The sequence below is a fragment of the Rhizobium rosettiformans genome, assembly GCF_016806065.1.
In the GTDB taxonomy this organism is placed as follows: domain Bacteria; phylum Pseudomonadota; class Alphaproteobacteria; order Rhizobiales; family Rhizobiaceae; genus Allorhizobium.
This window is the reverse complement of record NZ_CP032405.1, coordinates 690001-706989: the sequence shown is the minus strand read 5'-3', so window position 1 is coordinate 706989 and position 16989 is coordinate 690001. Positions and strand designations below refer to the sequence as shown.

Annotated in this window: 14 protein-coding genes and 1 riboswitch; of the genes, 3 read left to right on the top strand and 11 right to left on the bottom strand. The window is 60.9% G+C overall.

Features of this window, described 5'->3' with window-relative positions; translation table 11 throughout:
• Nucleotides 1-107: 107 nt before the first annotated feature.
• A complete protein-coding gene (locus D4A92_RS03440) occupies nt 108-1151 on the bottom strand; it encodes a lysine-2,3-aminomutase-like protein (protein WP_425959386.1) in 1044 nt (347 codons plus the stop codon).
• Nucleotides 1141-2208 carry an EF-P lysine aminoacylase EpmA gene (epmA, locus tag D4A92_RS03435; protein ID WP_203018113.1) on the bottom strand — a complete coding sequence of 356 codons (1068 nt, stop codon included), beginning with the start codon at nt 2206-2208 and terminating at the stop codon, nt 1141-1143. The genes D4A92_RS03440 and epmA overlap by 11 nt, the downstream gene beginning before the upstream one ends.
• A gap of 137 nt (nt 2209-2345) precedes the next feature.
• Here epmA and efp point away from each other — a divergent pair, with 137 nt between their 5' ends.
• Nucleotides 2346-2915 carry an elongation factor P gene (gene efp, locus D4A92_RS03430; protein WP_203018111.1) on the top strand — a complete coding sequence of 190 codons (570 nt, stop codon included), beginning with the start codon at nt 2346-2348 and terminating at the stop codon, nt 2913-2915.
• A 153-nt stretch (nt 2916-3068) separates the two neighbouring features.
• Here efp and D4A92_RS03425 read toward each other — a convergent pair whose 3' ends face one another.
• Complete coding sequence (locus tag D4A92_RS03425; protein WP_210346542.1) at nt 3069-3299, bottom strand: YdcH family protein; 231 nt, start codon at nt 3297-3299, stop codon at nt 3069-3071.
• Between the two features lie 100 nt (nt 3300-3399).
• Here D4A92_RS03425 and D4A92_RS03420 point away from each other — a divergent pair, with 100 nt between their 5' ends.
• Nucleotides 3400-4326, top strand: a complete 927-nt coding sequence (locus tag D4A92_RS03420) for a hydrogen peroxide-inducible genes activator (RefSeq protein ID WP_203018107.1) — start codon at nt 3400-3402, stop codon at nt 4324-4326.
• Between the two features lie 33 nt (nt 4327-4359).
• On the opposite strand, the gene D4A92_RS03415 is transcribed toward D4A92_RS03420, so the two are convergent.
• Nucleotides 4360-5844: an NAD-dependent succinate-semialdehyde dehydrogenase gene (locus D4A92_RS03415; protein ID WP_203018105.1), complete on the bottom strand. Its 1485-nt coding sequence runs from the start codon at nt 5842-5844 to the stop codon at nt 4360-4362.
• Between the two features lie 3 nt (nt 5845-5847).
• Complete coding sequence (locus D4A92_RS03410) at nt 5848-7128, bottom strand: 4-aminobutyrate--2-oxoglutarate transaminase (RefSeq protein WP_203018104.1); 1281 nt, start codon at nt 7126-7128, stop codon at nt 5848-5850.
• A 185-nt stretch (nt 7129-7313) separates the two neighbouring features.
• Here D4A92_RS03410 and D4A92_RS03405 point away from each other — a divergent pair, with 185 nt between their 5' ends.
• Entirely contained in the window at nt 7314-8093 is a 780-nt protein-coding gene (locus D4A92_RS03405; RefSeq protein WP_425959388.1) for a cupin domain-containing protein, read from the top strand.
• A gap of 65 nt (nt 8094-8158) precedes the next feature.
• Here the strand turns inward: D4A92_RS03405 and D4A92_RS03400 are convergent, their stop codons facing one another.
• The 6 genes from D4A92_RS03400 to D4A92_RS03375 all read right to left on the bottom strand — a co-directional run bounded on the left by D4A92_RS03400 (nt 8159) and on the right by D4A92_RS03375 (nt 16666).
• The gene (locus D4A92_RS03400) at nt 8159-9583 is read right to left on the bottom strand and encodes an efflux transporter outer membrane subunit (protein ID WP_203018101.1); all 1425 of its coding nucleotides are present in this window, start codon (nt 9581-9583) and stop codon (nt 8159-8161) included.
• A gap of 132 nt (nt 9584-9715) precedes the next feature.
• Nucleotides 9716-12832, bottom strand: coding sequence for an efflux RND transporter permease subunit (locus D4A92_RS03395; protein ID WP_203018100.1), 3117 nt, complete (start codon nt 12830-12832; stop codon nt 9716-9718).
• A 41-nt stretch (nt 12833-12873) separates the two neighbouring features.
• Nucleotides 12874-14082, bottom strand: coding sequence for an efflux RND transporter periplasmic adaptor subunit (locus D4A92_RS03390; protein ID WP_203018099.1), 1209 nt, complete (start codon nt 14080-14082; stop codon nt 12874-12876).
• A 143-nt stretch (nt 14083-14225) separates the two neighbouring features.
• Nucleotides 14226-14891: a TetR/AcrR family transcriptional regulator gene (locus D4A92_RS03385; RefSeq protein ID WP_006728287.1), complete on the bottom strand. Its 666-nt coding sequence runs from the start codon at nt 14889-14891 to the stop codon at nt 14226-14228.
• Between the two features lie 13 nt (nt 14892-14904).
• On the bottom strand, nt 14905-15849 hold the full coding sequence (locus D4A92_RS03380) for a phosphoribosylaminoimidazolesuccinocarboxamide synthase (protein WP_203018098.1): 945 nt from the start codon (nt 15847-15849) through the stop codon (nt 14905-14907).
• Nucleotides 15850-15982: 133 nt separating this feature from the next.
• On the bottom strand, nt 15983-16666 hold the full coding sequence (locus tag D4A92_RS03375; RefSeq protein ID WP_203018097.1) for an energy-coupling factor ABC transporter permease: 684 nt from the start codon (nt 16664-16666) through the stop codon (nt 15983-15985).
• A gap of 50 nt (nt 16667-16716) precedes the next feature.
• A riboswitch (cobalamin riboswitch) is annotated at nt 16717-16931 on the bottom strand.
• Nucleotides 16932-16989: the final 58 nt, after the last annotated feature.

Sequence of the window (16989 nt, the reverse complement as noted above, 5' to 3'; positions counted from 1 at the left end):
CCGTCTGTCAATGCTCTGCCACAAATCGGGCCATGGTGTGCATGAAAGTTTAACAGGCCGGAAACAGTGCCAGTGATCGTGCATGGTCGGCCGGCTGGCGCGGGTCTTCAAGGGTAGACGTGTTCCTCGCCCTTGCGGTCTCGTATCGCGTACCGTCCATCACCGAGATCGCGGACAGCGTCTTCGCCAAGCGCCACCTTGCCGTGGCCGCCAGGCAGATCGAGGATATAGTGCGGGATGCAGATGCCGGATATCCGCGTGCGGAGTTCCCGCATCAGGGCCTGACCGTCGGCGATCGAGAGGCGGAAGTGGCCGGTGCCCGGCGCCATGTCGGGGTGATGCAGATAGTAAGGCTTCACGCCGGTCTCGACAAAGCCGCGCATCAGCGCCGTCAACGTGTCGGCGTCATCATTCACGCCCTTGAGGAGCACGCTCTGGCTGACCAACAGGACGCCGCCGGCGATCAGCCGCCGACAAGCTGCGCGCACATCCGGCGTCAGTTCACGGGGATGGTTGGCGTGCAGCGCAAGGATCACGCTTTTGCCGCTCAGCGTCAGCGCCTCGACCATCACGGCCGTAATGCGCTCGGGATCGACGGCGGGCACGCGGGTGTGGATCCGCAGGACCTTGACATGATCCATGGCAGACAGACGCTCGGACACGTCCCGCAGGCGTCGTGGAGACAGGATCAGTGGATCGCCGCCCGTCAGGATGACCTCCCAGATGCCCGTATTTGCTGCGATATAGTCGAGCGCGCTTTTCAGGCGCTCACCCGCAAGATTGCCGTCGCCCTGCGGACCGACCATTTCGCGGCGGAAGCAGAAGCGGCAATAGACCGGACAGACATGCACGAGCTTCAGGAGAACCCGGTCAGGATAACGGTGAACGATACCCTCGACAGGGGAATGCGGATGGTCGCCGATCGGATCGAGGCGCTCTGCCGGATGATCGATTAGCTCGGCAGATGAGGGAATATACTGGGCGGCGATGGGATCGTGCGGATCTGTCGGGTCGATGAGGGCGCGCACCGTGGGAGTGAGTGCGATCGCGTAGCGTTCGGCCACGGCGTCGAGCCTTGTGGTTTCCTCCTCGCTAACGAGGCCTTGTGCCACGAGGTCGGCGATGGAGCGTAGGGTCGTCTCAGCCAAAATGCGTCTCCGCCACCGGCGCCCAGATCACCTGGTCAATCCTCAGCGCGCCTGTCGCCAGCATCACGAGACGGTCAAAGCCGAGCGCGATGCCCGATGCGTCCGGCATGTCTGCGAGGGCTTCGAGGAAGTCCTCATCGAGGGGATAGGTCTCTCCATAGACGCGGTTCTTCTCGACCATTTCGGCTTCGAAGCGCCGGCGCTGTTCGGCAGGATCCGTCAGCTCGCCGAAGGCATTGGCGAGTTCGACGCCACAGGCATAGACCTCGAAGCGTTCCGCGACACGGGGATCGTCGGGGCACGGGCGCGCAAGCGCTGCTTCGGCCACCGGGTAACGATCCAGCATGGTCACGCGGCCGTTGCCGAGCTTGGGTTCCACCTTCTCGACTATGACCCGGCTGAACAGGTCGGCCCAGGTGTCGTCATCTGCCGTGCGAATGCCAGCGTCTGCGAGTTGCCCGGCCAGGGCATCGCGATCCGTCGTGCCATCCGTTCCGATCGTGGCCAACAGATCGATGCCGGCGTGGTGTGCGAAGGCGTCCGCAACGGAGATGCGTTCGGGTTCGGCGAAGGGGTCGACGGTCTTGCCGGCGAATGCGAATTGCCGTGTTCCGGCGGTGCGTGCGGCCAAGGCAATCAGTTCGGCGCAGTCTTGCATCAGTTGTTCATAGCTTTCGCCGACCCGATACCATTCCAGCATGGTGAATTCCGGGTGGTGCAGCGGTCCTCGCTCACGGTTTCGATAGACATGCGCGAAGCAGACGATACGGGTCTCGCCGGCGGCGAGCAGTTTCTTGCAGGCGAATTCCGGCGAGGTGTGCAGGTAGAGCGGCACAGCAGAGCCATCATGACCGATCGCTTCGGTCTGAAAGGCATGCAGATGGGCCTCGTTGCCGGGGGATACCTGCAGGGTCGCTGTGTCGACCTCGACGAAGTCCTGTTCGGCGAAGCAAGCGCGAAATGCCGACTGGATCTGGTTGCGCCCAATCAGGAATGGGCGTCGATCAGCATGTGCCGACGATGTCCACCACGCAGAGGCTGAACGGCTGCGGTCAGACATTCCGGATTCTCGATCCTTCTCTCAACACGGGCTGGCTATTTTGCCGGATTTGGGTTAGTCCCGCCCGAGAAATTCGAAGACGTCAGCAGGGACGGCCGTCCTTTACGACGGGTCTCACGCAGATACAAGGAATTCCAATGGTCAAGGTTATCGCCTCTTCCGTCCGCAAGGGCAATGTTATCGATGTCGACGGCAAGCTTTATGTCGTGCTCACTGCCGAAAACTTCCACCCCGGCAAGGGCACGCCAGTAACGCAGGTCAACATGCGCCGCATCGTTGATGGCGTGAAGGTTTCTGAGCGCTGGCGCACGACCGAGCAGGTAGAGCGCGCTTTCGTTGAAGACGTGAACCATCAGTTCCTTTACGAGGACGGCGAAGGCTTCCACTTCATGAACCCTGAGAACTACGACCAGGTTGTCGTTGACGTCGAAACCATGGGTGACCAGAAGGCCTATCTGCAGGAAGGCATGGTCTGCATTCTTTCGATGCATGAAGGCGTCGCGCTCGCCATCCAGCTGCCGCGTCACGTGACGCTCGAGATCGTCGAGACCGAGCCGGTCGTCAAGGGGCAGACGGCTTCGTCGTCCTACAAGCCCGCGATGCTGTCCAACGGTATCCGTACCATGGTGCCGCCGCATATCGATGCCGGCGTCCGTGTCGTCATCGCGACCGAAGACAATTCCTACGTCGAGCGCGCCAAGAACTGAGCGCGCCGAACGGCTGATATGCGAAACCCGGCGTGGATCACGCCGGGTTTTTGCGTTTGAGGTCGTGGTTCCCCCGAATGCCGGCGGGGCGCAGGGTGCCCCGCCGGCCGCTCTCCCCGGTCACGCCTGCACCATCACGGCGCGCAGGTGTGCTCAGCGTCCGGCGAGAAGGGGACTGCCGAAATTCGATGCCTTGGGGCGGGCGGCGGTTGCCTTCATGGCATCGCCCCGTTCGAGCAACGTGATCTGCTCCTTCAAATGCAGCCTTATCTTCTTCAAGGCGCGGACCCGGATTCCGTCCGGGCGGGGACGGCGCTGTTCCTCATCGATCTTTGCGGCAACGATCGAATGACGGGCTCTCAGGGCTTTCAGCAGTTGCTTCATGGCTATCTCCTTTCGTGCCATGCCAATATGCGCATTCCCAGTTGATTGTTCCAATTCATTGATTGTATGATTTCGATAGGTTCCATCTATCGAGGTCTTCATGCCATTTCGTCCAAGTCATCGGCAGTTGGAATATCTTGTCATGCTTGGTGAGACCGGGCATTTCGGCGAGGCGGCCAAGAGGTGCAACGTCTCCCAGCCGACGCTTTCGGTGCAGGTGTCGCTGCTCGAGAAACAGCTCGGCGTGACGCTGATCGATCGTATGCCGGGTCAGGTAATGCCGACGCCTGTCGGCGCCGAGATCATTGCGGCGGCGAAGGTCATTCTCAATGGGCTTGATGAGATCAGGGCGCTTGCCATGGGATCGAAGGCCAATTTGGGAGGGGCGATCCGGTTGGGTGTCGCACCGTCCTTCGGGCCCTATTTCATGCCCTATCTTCTTCCGCCGCTCCACCAGACTTATCCGGAGCTGAAGGTCTATATCCGGGAAGACAGACCCCGCCAGTTGGAGCGGGCCGTTTTGGAGGGCGAGACGGAGTGTGGGCTTGGACCGCTTCCTTCCAACGAAGAAGGCCTGGTGGCGTTCCAGATATGCCGGGAGCGCATCCTGCTTGGTGTGCCCAAGGCCCATCGGCTGGCCGCATTCGAGACCATTACCTCACAGGAACTGAAGGGCGAGAAGCTGCTGACGCTCGGAGCGGGGCACCGACTGATGGACGAGGTACGGCGCTTAGCGGACATGTCCGGTGCCGTTCTCGCCGAAGAGTATGAAGGATCGAGTCTCGACGCTATCCGTCAGATGGTTTCCATCGAAATGGGACTGTCCCTGTTTCCCGAACTCTATGTCCGCTCCGAGTTTGGCAAGGAGGATGGGGTCAAACTTCTGACCATCCAAGACTGGCAGGGGATTCGCGATATCGGCTTCTTCTGGCGTCGGTCATCGGCGCGCGGGAACCATTTCGAGGCCCTTGCCGGTCTCGGGCGAACTGTGGCTGAACGAATATTCCAGTCCGGGGACGTCAAATGAAAATCCCCGGCAGTGCCGGGGATTTCAGATGGTTCAGGCGATGCCGCCGAGGCAGATATACTTGATCTCAGTATAGTCATCGATGCCATATTTCGAGCCTTCGCGGCCGAGGCCCGACTGCTTGATGCCGCCAAAGGGTGCCACTTCAGTCGAGATGAGGCCGGTGTTGACGCCGACCATGCCGTATTCGAGCGCTTCCGCGACCCGGAAGATCTTGGCGATGTCCTTCGAGTAGAAATAGGAAGCGAGGCCGAATTCGGTGGCGTTGGCGAGCTCGATTACCTCTTCTTCGGTCTCGAACTTGAAGAGCGGTGCAACCGGGCCGAAGGTCTCTTCAGTCGCGACCTTCATCGCGGTGGTGACGCCGGTCAGGATCGTCGGTTCGAAGAACAGATCGCCAGCGGAAGAAGGCTCACCGCCAACAGCAACCTTGGCACCCTTGGAGACAGCATCCGCCACATGCTCCTTGACCTTCTCGACCGCCTTGGCGTCGATCAGCGGGCCCGTGGTAACGCCATCAGCGAAACCATCGCCGACCTTCAACTGTTTGACTTTCTCTGCCAGCTTTTCAGCAAAGGCGTCATAGATACCCGACTGGACATAAAGGCGGTTGGCGCAGACACAGGTCTGACCGGCATTGCGATACTTGGAGATCATGGCGCCTTCGACGGCAGCATCGAGATCCGCATCGTCGAAGACGATGAAGGGCGCATTGCCGCCAAGTTCCAGGCCAAGCTTCATGATCTGATCCGCCCCCTGACGCATCAGGATGCGTCCGACATTGGTCGATCCGGTGAAGGTCAGCTTGCGGACCTTGTCGTTGGCGCACATCTCCTCGCCGACCATGGCCGCATCGGTGGAGGTCAGCACCGAAAAGAGACCGGCGGGCAGACCGGCGCGCTCGGCGAGAACGGCAAGAGCCAGCGCCGAGAGCGGGGTCTGGGCGGCCGGCTTGGATACCATGGCGCAGCCGACGGCGAGTGCCGGGGCGACCTTGCGGGCGAGCATGGCGTTCGGGAAGTTCCACGGCGTGATGGCCCCGACGACGCCGACCGGCTGCTTGATGACCATGATCCGCTTGTCTGCCTGATGGCCCGGGATCGTGTCGCCATAGACACGCTTGGCTTCTTCGGCGAACCACTCGACGTAAGATGCGCCGTAGAGGATTTCGCCGCGCGCCTCGGGCCAAGGCTTGCCCATTTCCATCGTCAGGATTGTGGCCAGGTCGTCGGCATTGGCAACCATCAGGTCGTTGAGCTTGCGCAGAATGGCCGCACGCTCCTTGCCGGTCTTCTTGGCCCAGGCTTTCTGGGCGGTATAAGCCGCATCGATCGCCTTTTCGACTTCTGCCTTGCTCAGATCCGGGAGCACGGCGATGACCTCGCCGGTGGCCGGATTGGTCACTTCGAATGTCTTGCCCGACTGGCTGGCGGCCAGCCACTCGTTGCCGGCCAGTGACTTGTCGGTTGCCAGCGTCGGGTCCTTGAGTTTGTCCGTCAGAATGTTCGAGATGGTCATGCATCAGACTCCTGCTGCAACTTCGCGGATCGAAGCTTCGATCAGATCGAGTGCCTCGTTGAAGACCTCGTCCTGAATGGTAATCGGGGCGAGGAAGCGGATGACGTTGCTGTAGACGCCGCAGGTGAGAAGGATCAGGCCCTTCTCCAGCGCCTTCAGACGCACCGCATTGGTGAAATCCGCATTCGGCTTGTCGGTTCCCGGGATCTTGAATTCAACAGCGTTCATGAAACCAAGGCCGCGGATATCCATGATGTGCGGTACATCGGCACGGATGGCTTCGAGGCGCTGCTTCAGACGGTTGCCGAGTTGGTTGGCGCGGTCGCAGAGGTTTTCCTCTTCGATCACGTCAAGAACGGCATGAGCAGCTGCGATCGCCAGCGGGTTGCCGGCATAGGTGCCGCCGAGGCCGCCGGGGCCAGGGGCATCCATCAGTTCGGCGCGGCCGGTGACGGCGGAAAGCGGGAAGCCACCGGCGAGGCTCTTGGCCATCGTCGTCAGGTCCGGAACGGCATCGTAGTGCTCCATGGCAAACATCTTGCCGGTGCGAGCAAAGCCGGTCTGGACTTCATCGGCGACGAGGAGAATGCCGTGTTCGTCACAGAGTTCGCGCAGGGCCTTCATCAGAGCGCGCGGGACGTCATAGAAGCCGCCTTCGCCCTGGACGGGTTCCAAGATGATGGCGGCGACGCGCTTCGGGTCGACATCGGCCTTGAACAGCTTGTCGAGCACGTCAAGCGAGGTCTCGACGTCGATGCCGTGCATTTCGAGCGGGAAGGGCACATGGAAGACGTCGCCCATCATCGGGCCGAAGCCGACCTTGTAGGGCACGACCTTGCCGGTCAGCGCCATGCCGAGGAAGGTACGGCCGTGGAAGCCGCCGGTAAACGCGATGACGGCAGTGCGGCCTGTGGCGCAACGGGCGATCTTGATGGCGTTCTCGACCGCTTCGGCGCCTGTGGTCGCGAAGATCGTCTTCTTCTCGAAATTGCCGGGCACCATTTTGTTCAGGCGTTCGGCGAGCGCGACGTAGTTCTCATAGGGCACGACCTGGTGGCAGGTGTGGGTGAAGCGGTCGAGCTGGGCCTTCACGGCTTCGACGACCTTCGGATGGCGATGGCCGGTGTTGAGGACAGCGATGCCGCCGGCAAAATCGATGTAGCGTCGGCCCTCGACATCCCAGATCTCCGAATTCTCAGCCTTGTCGGCATAGATCTGCGTGGTCATGCCGACGCCGCGGGAAATGGCGTCATTCTTGCGAGCTGAGATTTCGGCGTTCTTCATCGTTTTCGTCCTGTGCGAAGGGTTGCCAGCGGCGTTGCAGAGGTCTGCAATCGCGCGGTGACATATTTCCTACATTTTTTCTGTAGACTTGCAATATGCCTTATCGGCATTATCACGCATGACTGCGACATTTGATTGAGGGCAGCGTGGACGATATCCGGTTCAAGATTGCGGAGGCAGCGCGCATGGCGGGGGTGTCGCCATCGACACTTCGCCTCTGGGAAAGCCAGGACCTGATCCAGCCGATCCGGACACCGACGGGCCAGCGCGTCTATGATCGGGCGCTGGTAGATCGGCTGAAACGGATCGCCTGGCTGCGCACGGAGAAGGGACTCAATCCGGCAGCAATCCGAGAGACGCTGCGGGAGTTTTCTCCTGATGTCGACGAAGAGGGCGTCGAAACCGAGGATGACGCTTCCGACATTAGAGCGGGCACGCGAATGCGGCGCCTCAGACGGGAAGCGGGCAAGACGCTCGAAACCGTCGCCCAGGCAACCGGCGTTTCGGTGTCACAGCTTTCGACCTTCGAGCGGACCTCGCAAGGGCTGTCCTTCACCGCTCTGCATGAAGTCGCCCGGCATCTCGGCACGACACTCGCGTCGCTCAGTGGTCAGGAAGAGGGCAGGGGCGGCGAAAGCCTGATCCGTGATGGCAAGTGGTCGTCATGGCCGACCACCTCGTCCGGTGTTGCCGTCCAGGTTCTGGCGGAGGGGCGCAACCTGATGGAATGCAACCGCTTCCAGCTTGCCCCGGGCGCGTCGAGCGAGGGTGCCTATCAGCACGAGGGCGAGGAGTTCATTCACATGCTCTCCGGAAGCCTCGAGATCATCCTCGACGGCGACCAGTTCTTCGAGCTTCATGCCGGCGACAGCTTCTATTTCGAAAGCCGCAGGCCGCATTCCTGGCGCAACATCTCGAGTGGCGAGACAGTCCTCATCTGGATAAACACGCCTGCGACCTTCTGAGGCCGGGCAAAGAAAAACCCGGCGACCGTTTCTGGTGCCGGGCTTCGTGTATTTGCCGGAGGCTCTTACCTGCTGGCGACGACCGCCTTTGATCCGTCCCATGCATAGCCGCCGCCGATCGCCACATTGAGGGCGACATAGCCATTTGCCAACTGCTGAACTGCCTGGGCCAGATTGGCCTGGGCGCTGGCAACGTTGCGCTGGGCATCGAGGACGTCGAGCAGCGAGGAGGCGCCGTCACGGTAGCTCGCTGTGGCGAGCGAGAGTGCTTCCTCGTAGGAGCGAACGGTAGATGTCAGGGCCGAGACCGTCTGGCGGGTGCGGCTGACTGCGACCAGTGCGTTCTCGACTTCGGAAACGGCGCTCAAGACCGTCTGCTTCCAGGCGAGATAGGCTTCGCGGGCCGCCGCTTCACGTGCCTTGATATTGGCTCGGCGTGCGCCGGCATCAAAGATCGGCAGGTTGAGGCTCGGACCGAAACCCCATGATGTTGCGCTACCGCTCGCCGCAGATGTGGCGACCAGAGTCGGCGAAATCGAGCCGCTGAGGGTGATCGACGGATAAAGTGCTGCTTCCGCAACGCCGATTTCCGCGGTGGCCGCAGCGAGATTGCGCTCGGCTGCGCGAATGTCCGGGCGGTTGCGGATCAGATCGGCCGGAACGCCGGCATTCACGCCGCGACGGGCGTAAGGCTGGGATGCACCCTTCTGAAGGTCGGCAAGCAGGCTGGTTGCCGGCAGGCCGAGCAGCAGCGAGATGCGATGCACCGACTGGCGGAAGGAGATCTCAAGCGCCGGAATTTCAGCAAGGGTCGAATTCACCAGACCTTCGGACTGGACAACGTCGAGACGCGAAGCTGCGCCGGCCTCCAGCTGCAGGCGGGTCAGTTCCAGAGTTTCCCTACGCGAGGACAGGTTCTTGCGGGCGATCGCGATGCGTTCCTGGTAATAACGTGCATCGACATAGGCCGTCACGACGCTGGAGAGGAACGTCAGACGCGCCACATCGGCGCCTGCATAGGCTGCATCGAGCGTCGCTTTCGCGCTTTCCTTGGAGCGGCGATACTGGCCGAAGAGATCGATCAGCCAGGACACGCCGAGCGTGCCGCTCGTCGTGTTGGTGGTGTCGCTGTCACGGCTAACCAGCGCGCCAGTGCCATTGGTCCTCGAGACCTGATGGTCGGCCGAGACGTTCAGCTGCGGAAACGCAGCAGAGTCGGCGGCTTCAAAATTGGCTTCCGCAGAGGTGATGCGCTCAATCGCTTGCAGCACATCGAGGTTCTGGCCGAGGCCTGTTTCGACCAGACCGTTCAGACGGCGATCGTTGAAGGCGGTCCACCACGGAGCCAATGTCACGTCGGCCGACGCGCGTGCGCTGCCTTCGGAAAACTTGACGGGGAGAGCCGTCTGCGGCGCCTCATGATTCGGGCCGACGACACAGCCGGAAAGGAGGAGCATTGCGAGTGGTGCGGCGGCACGAATCTTGAGCATCACGTGTTCCTGTAAAAGTCCCCCGGTCTTGCCACGACGAGGTTTTTTCTAACCCCGAGCCAACGACCGACTTACACACGTAGGCTACCGCAGCAGCCTACGCATTAGTTGGTTAACATAGTTTGTCAATCTTCACGACGACAGCACTTCCTTCGGTTTTGCACCACCGAAAATCTTGCGAATAATCACGAAGAATGACGGTACGAAGAAAATCCCGAGCGCTGTTGCCGTAAAGACACCGCCCAGCACGCCTATACCGATCGAGTTCTGCGCTGCCGAGCCCGCACCCTTGGCAATTGCCAGCGGCACCACGCCGAGACCAAAGGCGAGCGAGGTCATGATGATCGGACGCAAACGGAGCTTTGCAGCTTCGAGTGTTGCATCAATGACACTAATTCCGGGGCCTTGGCGATCTCTCGCGAACTCCACGATGAGAATCGCATTCTTTGCCGCGAGACCAATCGTCGTGAGCAAACCGACCTTGAAATAGACGTCGTTCGATTGGCCGAAGACATAGGCCGCAGCCACCGCCCCCAGAACACCGACCGGCACCGCCATAATGACCGAGAACGGGATCGACCAGCTTTCATAGAGCGCCGCAAGGCAGAGGAAGACGATCAGAACCGAGAGCGCGTAGAGCATGGGGGCCTGCGAACCGGATAGGCGCTCCTGATAGGAGATGCCCTGCCACGCGACGGTATAGCCACCACCCAGATCGGCCGTCAGCTGCTCCATCGTATCCATGGCTGCACCCGAGCTCACTCCGGCGCCGGCGGCACCTTCCATCGAGATCGCACCGACTCCATTGAACCTGCTCAGCGTCGGTGCGCCGCTGATCCACTGCGTCTCGATGAAGGATGAGAAGGGAACCATCTCGCCGTTGGCATTGCGGGCATGCCAGTCGTTGATCGCGGTTTCCTGCATGCGGTAAGGCGCGTCGCCTTGGACGTAGACGGGTTTCAGCTCGCCGTTGAGGGTGAAATCGTTGACGTCACGACCCGCAAAGATGGTCGACAGCATGCTGTTGACGGTCGCAATGTCGAGACCCATGGCGCCCATCTTTTCCTGATCGAGCAGAAGCTTCAGCTGGGTTTCCGCCGGCGGGTTGTTCGAGCGCAGCGAGCTTACGTTCGCATTGGCGCTGCCCGCTTGCATCAGTTGCTGCGATGCGGCCGTTAGCGCCTCGTTGCCTCTCTTGCCGCTGTCGACCAGATACATGGAGAAGCCGCTCGAGGTGCCGAGACCCGGGATCGCAGGCGGCGCCAGGGGGAAGACCATCGCATCACGAAGCGTGAAGAAATAGCCCATGGCGCGCTGGACGACGGCAGGCGCTGCGAGCTGAGCGTCTGTGCGCAGTTCGAAGTCCTTCAGTTTAGCGAAAACCAGCGCGTAGTTCTGGCCAGCGCCGACAAACGAGAAGCCGGAGACGGAGAAGACGTCCTGGATCGCGTCCTTTTCCTGATCGAGATAGTAGTCCTCGATCTTCTTGATGATCTCTTCGGTACGCGTGACCGTGGCGCCGTTCGGCAGCTGGACGATGGTCATCAGCACGCCCTGGTCCTCTTCCGGAAGGAAGGAAGAGGGCAGGCGCATGAAGAACCAGCTCATGCCAGCGATCACAATTGCAAACATCAGCATGACCCGAAGAGGGCGGTTGAGAAGATAGCCGATCGACGAGACATAACCGCCGGTCGCACGATCGAAATTGCGGTTGAACCAGCCACCGAGGCCGCCCTTGGGCTTGTGGTGGTCGACCGGCTTCAACATCGTTGCGCAAAGGGCCGGCGTCAGAACGAGGGCGACGACAGCCGAAAGCAGCATCGCCGAGACAATGGTCACCGAGAACTGGCGGTAGATGATACCGGTGGAGCCGCCGAAGAAGGCCATCGGAATGAAGACGGCCGTCAGGACAAGCGCGATGCCGACGATGGCGCCGGTGATCTCGCCCATAGACTTCTGGGTGGCTTCAAGCGGCGACAGTCCTTCCTCGGACATGATGCGTTCGACGTTTTCGACGACGACGATCGCATCGTCGACGAGCAGGCCGATTGCCAAAACCATGGCGAACATGGTGAGCGTGTTGATCGAGTAGCCTGTCAGCGCCAGAATGCCGAAGGTGCCGAGTAGAACGACGGGCACCGCAATCATCGGAATGATGGTGGCACGCAGGTTCTGCAGGAAAACGAGCAGGACCACGAAGACCAGCACGATGGCTTCAAGCAGGGTGTGAACGACCTTTTCGATCGACAGCTGCACGAAGGGCGTGGTGTCGTAGGGATAGGTGATGACCACGTTTTCCGGCAGCGAAGGGGCAATCGTCGCAAGCTGCGACTTCACGCGCTCTGCCGTGTCCAAGGCATTGGCACCGGTTGCCAGGTTGACAGCGAAACCGGTGGCCGGATTGCGGTTGGAGCGGGTCTTGGTGGCGTAGCTTTCCTGGCCGATCTCGATGCGTGCAACATCGCTCAGTCGCACGGTGGCGCCGTCTGTCTCGGTCTTCAGGATGATGGATTCGAAGTCGGATACGGACTGCAGCTGGCTTTGTGCGGTGACGGTAACCGTCAGCTGCTGACCCGCCGGTGCCGGCTGGCTGCCAAGGGCGCCAACGGAGACCTGGGTGTTCTGCGCCTGGATGGCGGAGGTCACGTCCGTTGGTGTCAGCTGGAACTTGTTGAGTTTGAACGGGTCGAGCCAGACGCGCATGGCGTAGCCGGTGCCGAATACTTCCAGGCTGCCCACGCCTTCCAGACGCTTGATCTGATCCTCGATCTGAGAGGAGAAGATATCGCCAAGTTCGACGTTGCTGCGTGCACCGTCGGTCGAGACCAGTGCGCCGACGAGCAGGATGCTCGAGGTCGAGCGCGTGACCGAGATGCCGGCCGACTGGACGATATCCGGCAGCTGCGACTGGACGAGTTGCAACTTGTTTTGCACCTGGACCTGGGCGATTTCCGGATCGATCGAGTTGCCGAAGGTCAGCGAAACGGAGGCGGAGCCGGTGCTCGACGATGACGTCATATATGTCAGGTCATCGAGGCCGGTCATGCCGTCTTCGATGATCGATGTGACGGATTTCTCAACCGTCTCTGCGCTTGCGCCGTTGTAGCTTGCGGAGATCTGTACGGTTGTCGGTGCGATTTCCGGGTACTGCGAAATCGACAGTGTCGAGATTGCGAGCACGCCGCCGAGCATGATGATGATCGCGATCACCCATGCAAAGATCGGGCGTCGAATGAAATACTGGGCCATGGGTTATCCTCTACGCCTCGGTTGCCTGGTCTGTCGCACAATCAGGGTTGTGCAGCAGGGGCGGCAGCCGGCGCCGCAGTTTCCTGGACGATCCCGTTCTCGTCGATCTGTGCCTCTACCGGCTGGACGGGGGCGCCGTCACCAATCCACTGGAAGCCGTCGACGATGAGCTTGTCGCCATCATTGATGCCGCTGGCCACGAGCCAGTTGTTGCCGGAAACCTGTGCTTCGTCGAAGATCCGGGTCTCGACCGTGTTTTCTGCTGTGACGAACTTTGCCGAAAGCTCGCCATTGGCGCTGCGCGTGGCAGCCCGCTGCGGGATCAGGAAGCCGTCTTCCGTGCCGACGGTCACGGTGGCGCGGACATACATGCCCGGCAGGACAAGGCCATCGGGATTGTCGAACACGGCACGGATCGAATAGGTGCCGGTCGTCAGGCTGACCGCCATTTCCGACATGTCGAGCTTGCCGACAACAGGGTATTCGTGGCCGTCTTCAAGCGTCAGCCGGATATCGGCCGCGCCGTTTTCGTTGCGGTTGATGCGGCCAGAGTTGATGGCCTCACGCAGACGAAGAAGATTGACGCTCGATTCCGTCAGGTCGATGTAGATCGGATCGAGACGGCGCAAGGTCATAAGGCTGTCGGTCTGGTTCGCCGTGACGACGTTACCCACCGAGTAGCGCGATGCGGTGGTCACGCCTTCGAAGGGGGCGCGAATTTCCGTGAGGGCAAGCTCGATCTCTGCAGAGCGCAGCGCAGCCTTTGCCTGGGCGACATCGGCCTCTGCCTGCAGAAGCGTCACGCGGGCATTCTCGAGTTCCACCTGGGTGGCGCCGCTGCCGACGAGCCGTTCCTGGCGGGCAAGATTGGATTGGGCGGTGGGGACGCCGGCCTCAGCCTTTTGCAGGCTTGCCTGAGCCTGGGCCTGGGCGGCGCGGTACGTGTCGTCTTCGATCTTGTAGAGCAGATCGCCCGCCTGAACCTCATTGCCTTCCTTGAAGGCAATCTCCTTGATAACGCCGCTGACGCGGGGGCGAATTTCTGCGGTCTGGAAGGCGGTTGCGCGTCCAGGCAGCGTGCTGGTCAACGGCTGCGGCGCCTTCTTCATCACCAGAACGCTCACCGCTGCAGGCGGGCGTTCGCCGCCAGACGCCGCGGCGCCGCCGTCAGCCGTTCCCTGATCGGAGCAACCCGCCAGGGCCGCGGTGCAAACGAGAATGGCGGAGGCAAGTCTGAAGCTTGGGCGCATCAAGGGATCCCACTGAGAAAGGTCACAGAACATTACGAGTCAGGGACCAGCGCCACTGGATTCAGGGGCTGGCAAGCCGGCGAGAGGGGGCGCATCCGAGGGACACGGTTCTCATCAGTCGAAGTGACGTAAATAAACAATCGTCACTTTGCAAGTGGCGACCGCAGTGCAGCATCGATCAGGCCAACGACTTCCCGACAACGTGTTGCCATTATGCCAGCCTTCTCCATCCCCGTCATGACAGGGTGGATGACACAGGCGAGTGCATCAAAGGATGCGTTTGCCAATCGCGGCACGTCGTCTGCATGGTAGACGCCTTCGCGAATGCCGGCATGGATGATTTCCGCGATCATGCCGACGACGATTTCGCGGAACCGATCGCCACAATCGAGTTCCTCGTTGATCGTTACCAGGATCATCTCGAAAACGAAGGGTGCATCCTTTTGCTCGGCGAGATGCTCCTGCATCAAATGATGGGCGAGGGCGGCAAGCCGTTCTGATGCGGGCTTGTCGCTCGCAAGCGCCTTCAACGCATGCAGCGTCTGTTCGATCGCGCGGGTGGCGATCGCGTCGACAAGGCTCGTCTTGGTGCGAAAATGCTTGAAGACATTGGCCGGCGACATCGACAGTTCGGCTGCAATGTCCGCGATCGTGACGCTGGCATAGCCATGGGTCCGGAAAAGCTTCTCGGCGGTATTCAGGATCTCTTCGCGCGTCTCCTCAGCGGGCCGGCGCGGACGACGCACGGGAGCGCCGGCACCCGTGTTGGGGCAGCATGCGCCAGATCGTGCGCGAGGGTCCTGATCCATGGGGCCACCTTTCTCAGGGGAAGTACGAGGCCAGATTTTGGCGGATACGGGCGAAGGGGCTTTCGCCACTGTCATCAGGCTGGAACGGCAGCCCCGTGATCGCTTCGAACGCTCTAATATAGACCTTCGACGTCTCCTCGACCAGTGACGCCGGAATTTCCGGAATGGCATCGACATAGGGATCGCAACGTTCGGCGACCCATGCGCGGACGAAATCCTTGTCGAAACTCTGCGGGCGCTCTCCCTTTTCAAAGCTCGCCTGGTAGCTGTCGGCAATCCAGTAGCGGCTGCTGTCGGGGGTGTGGATTTCATCGGCAAGGATGATCGTGCCGTTTTCGTCCGTGCCGAATTCATATTTGGTGTCGACGAGGATCAGGCCGCGCTCGGCGGCAAGCTTCTGGCCACGGGCAAACAGGGCCAATGCATAGGTTGAGAGCGTTTCCCACTGCTCGGCCGTCAAAAGCTTCTTCTCGACGATCTCGGCGGGCGTCAGCGGTTCGTCGTGGCCACCGTCGAATTCCTTGCTCGTCGGCGTGATGATCGGGGTCGGGAGCTTTTCGTTGTCGCGCATGCCGTCTGGCAGGGTGATCCCGTACATCTCACGCTCGCCTTTCTTATAGAGCGTGAGGATCGATGTCCCGGTGGTGCCGGCGAGGTAGCCACGGACCACGATCTCGACCGGCAGGATCTCCAGACGCTTTCCGATCACCACGTTGGGGTCGGGATAGGAGATGACGTGGTTCGGGCAGATGTCGCTGGTTTTTTCGAACCAGTAGCGTGCCGTCTGGGTCAGAACCTGACCCTTATAGGGAATGCAGGTGAGGATCCTGTCGAAGGCGCTCAGACGATCCGTCGAGATGATGATGCGGCTGCCGTCTGGAAGATCGTAGTTCTCACGCACCTTGCCGCGATAGTAGTTCGGCAGTTCCGGATAATGGGCTTCGGAAAGGATGCGCATGGATGTCCTCGATGTCTCGTCGGCTGTGGCAAGTTTGACGGTGTGCCCGTTGTCCCGCGGTACCCGAAAGAGGCGGCGGTTTCAAAGAAAAAGCGCATGAGGCTTGCCCATGCGCTTTCTATATCAAAGGTGGTCAGACGGCTGCGCGATGCAGGCGACCGTTGAAGAGGCCGTTGTCCGTCGCCTGCCGAAGCGACTTGGCGGCGGCGAGCACGGCAAGGTCGACGAGCGGCTCGACCAGGATCACCATCATATAGGCGGCACCGAAGGTTGCGATGCTTGAGAGGCTCTCAGCCGAGAAGCCGTGGCCGTAGAGCGCCCAGAAGGCGACCCAGGCGACGATCCCGCCCTGATAGGCCGTGGATAGTGCAAGTGCATCCTTATAGCCGACATCCACATATGCCTTCTTTTCCGGAATAAGCCGCGCGGCGAGCTGGCTGATGACAAAGAGCGGCACGATCAGTGTCGTGACGTTCATCCCGTATTGCGGCAAATCGAACGGCGCGAACAATAGCCCCTGGAGCAGGAGGCCAAGAGCCAGGCCGATCGAGGCTGCGCCGGCACCGAAGATCAGGAAGAGTGTCGAGCCGAGGATGAGATGCACTTCGGAGACGCCGACCGGATGATGGGGCAGGACTTCGAAGAAGGAGAAGACGAGAGCTGTCGTGATCAAGGTCCTGGCCGCAAGACCGGTCGGGGTCGCTTTCGCCTTGAGGTCGTCCACAACCATCTTGCCGACAAGCCCGAAGGAGAGTGCTGCTGTCGCGTAGCTTAAAGCGAGTTTGGCGCCGTCCACGACGCCGGGTTCAATATGCATAACTATGTCCTTTCGTCCGCGCCCACCGCGCGGGAGAGTGAATGCCGCGTTCACGGCGCCAAGCGATGGCAGGTCTCCTGGCTCACGGGTCAGGGCTTCGGTCCGCCTTATCAGCTCAAGGCCAATGGCTTTTCGGACGTCGCTCGCCGTTCACAGTTGCGGGGGCAGCCACGGTTTCGGCCCCTGATGGGTAGTCCTCACCGTATTCCCTCTTCGTCCGCCCGTCCGGTCTTGTCGGGGCGGAACCATCACAGAGGAGAGATTAGGTCCTGTGATAAAGCGATGTCCAGCAGTTTGCGACGTGACTGACAGGCAAACTGCGA

What these genes read in the sequence shown, in the direction of transcription:
- epmA (WP_203018113.1), bottom strand. Translation starts at nt 2,208, where the DNA reads ATGTCTGACCGCAGCCGTTCAGCCTCTGCGTGGTGGACATCGTCGGCA.
- efp (WP_203018111.1), top strand. Translation starts at nt 2,346, where the DNA reads ATGGTCAAGGTTATCGCCTCTTCCGTCCGCAAGGGCAATGTTATCGAT.
- D4A92_RS03425 (WP_210346542.1), bottom strand. Translation starts at nt 3,299, where the DNA reads ATGAAGCAACTGCTGAAAGCCCTGAGAGCCCGTCATTCGATCGTTGCC.
- D4A92_RS03420 (WP_203018107.1), top strand. Translation starts at nt 3,400, where the DNA reads ATGCCATTTCGTCCAAGTCATCGGCAGTTGGAATATCTTGTCATGCTT.
- D4A92_RS03415 (WP_203018105.1), bottom strand. Translation starts at nt 5,844, where the DNA reads ATGACCATCTCGAACATTCTGACGGACAAACTCAAGGACCCGACGCTG.
- D4A92_RS03410 (WP_203018104.1), bottom strand. Translation starts at nt 7,128, where the DNA reads ATGAAGAACGCCGAAATCTCAGCTCGCAAGAATGACGCCATTTCCCGC.
- D4A92_RS03405 (WP_425959388.1), top strand. Translation starts at nt 7,314, where the DNA reads ATGGCGGGGGTGTCGCCATCGACACTTCGCCTCTGGGAAAGCCAGGAC.
- D4A92_RS03400 (WP_203018101.1), bottom strand. Translation starts at nt 9,583, where the DNA reads ATGCTCAAGATTCGTGCCGCCGCACCACTCGCAATGCTCCTCCTTTCC.
- D4A92_RS03395 (WP_203018100.1), bottom strand. Translation starts at nt 12,832, where the DNA reads ATGGCCCAGTATTTCATTCGACGCCCGATCTTTGCATGGGTGATCGCG.
- D4A92_RS03390 (WP_203018099.1), bottom strand. Translation starts at nt 14,082, where the DNA reads ATGCGCCCAAGCTTCAGACTTGCCTCCGCCATTCTCGTTTGCACCGCG.
- D4A92_RS03385 (WP_006728287.1), bottom strand. Translation starts at nt 14,891, where the DNA reads ATGGATCAGGACCCTCGCGCACGATCTGGCGCATGCTGCCCCAACACG.
- D4A92_RS03380 (WP_203018098.1), bottom strand. Translation starts at nt 15,849, where the DNA reads ATGCGCATCCTTTCCGAAGCCCATTATCCGGAACTGCCGAACTACTAT.
- D4A92_RS03375 (WP_203018097.1), bottom strand. Translation starts at nt 16,666, where the DNA reads ATGCATATTGAACCCGGCGTCGTGGACGGCGCCAAACTCGCTTTAAGC.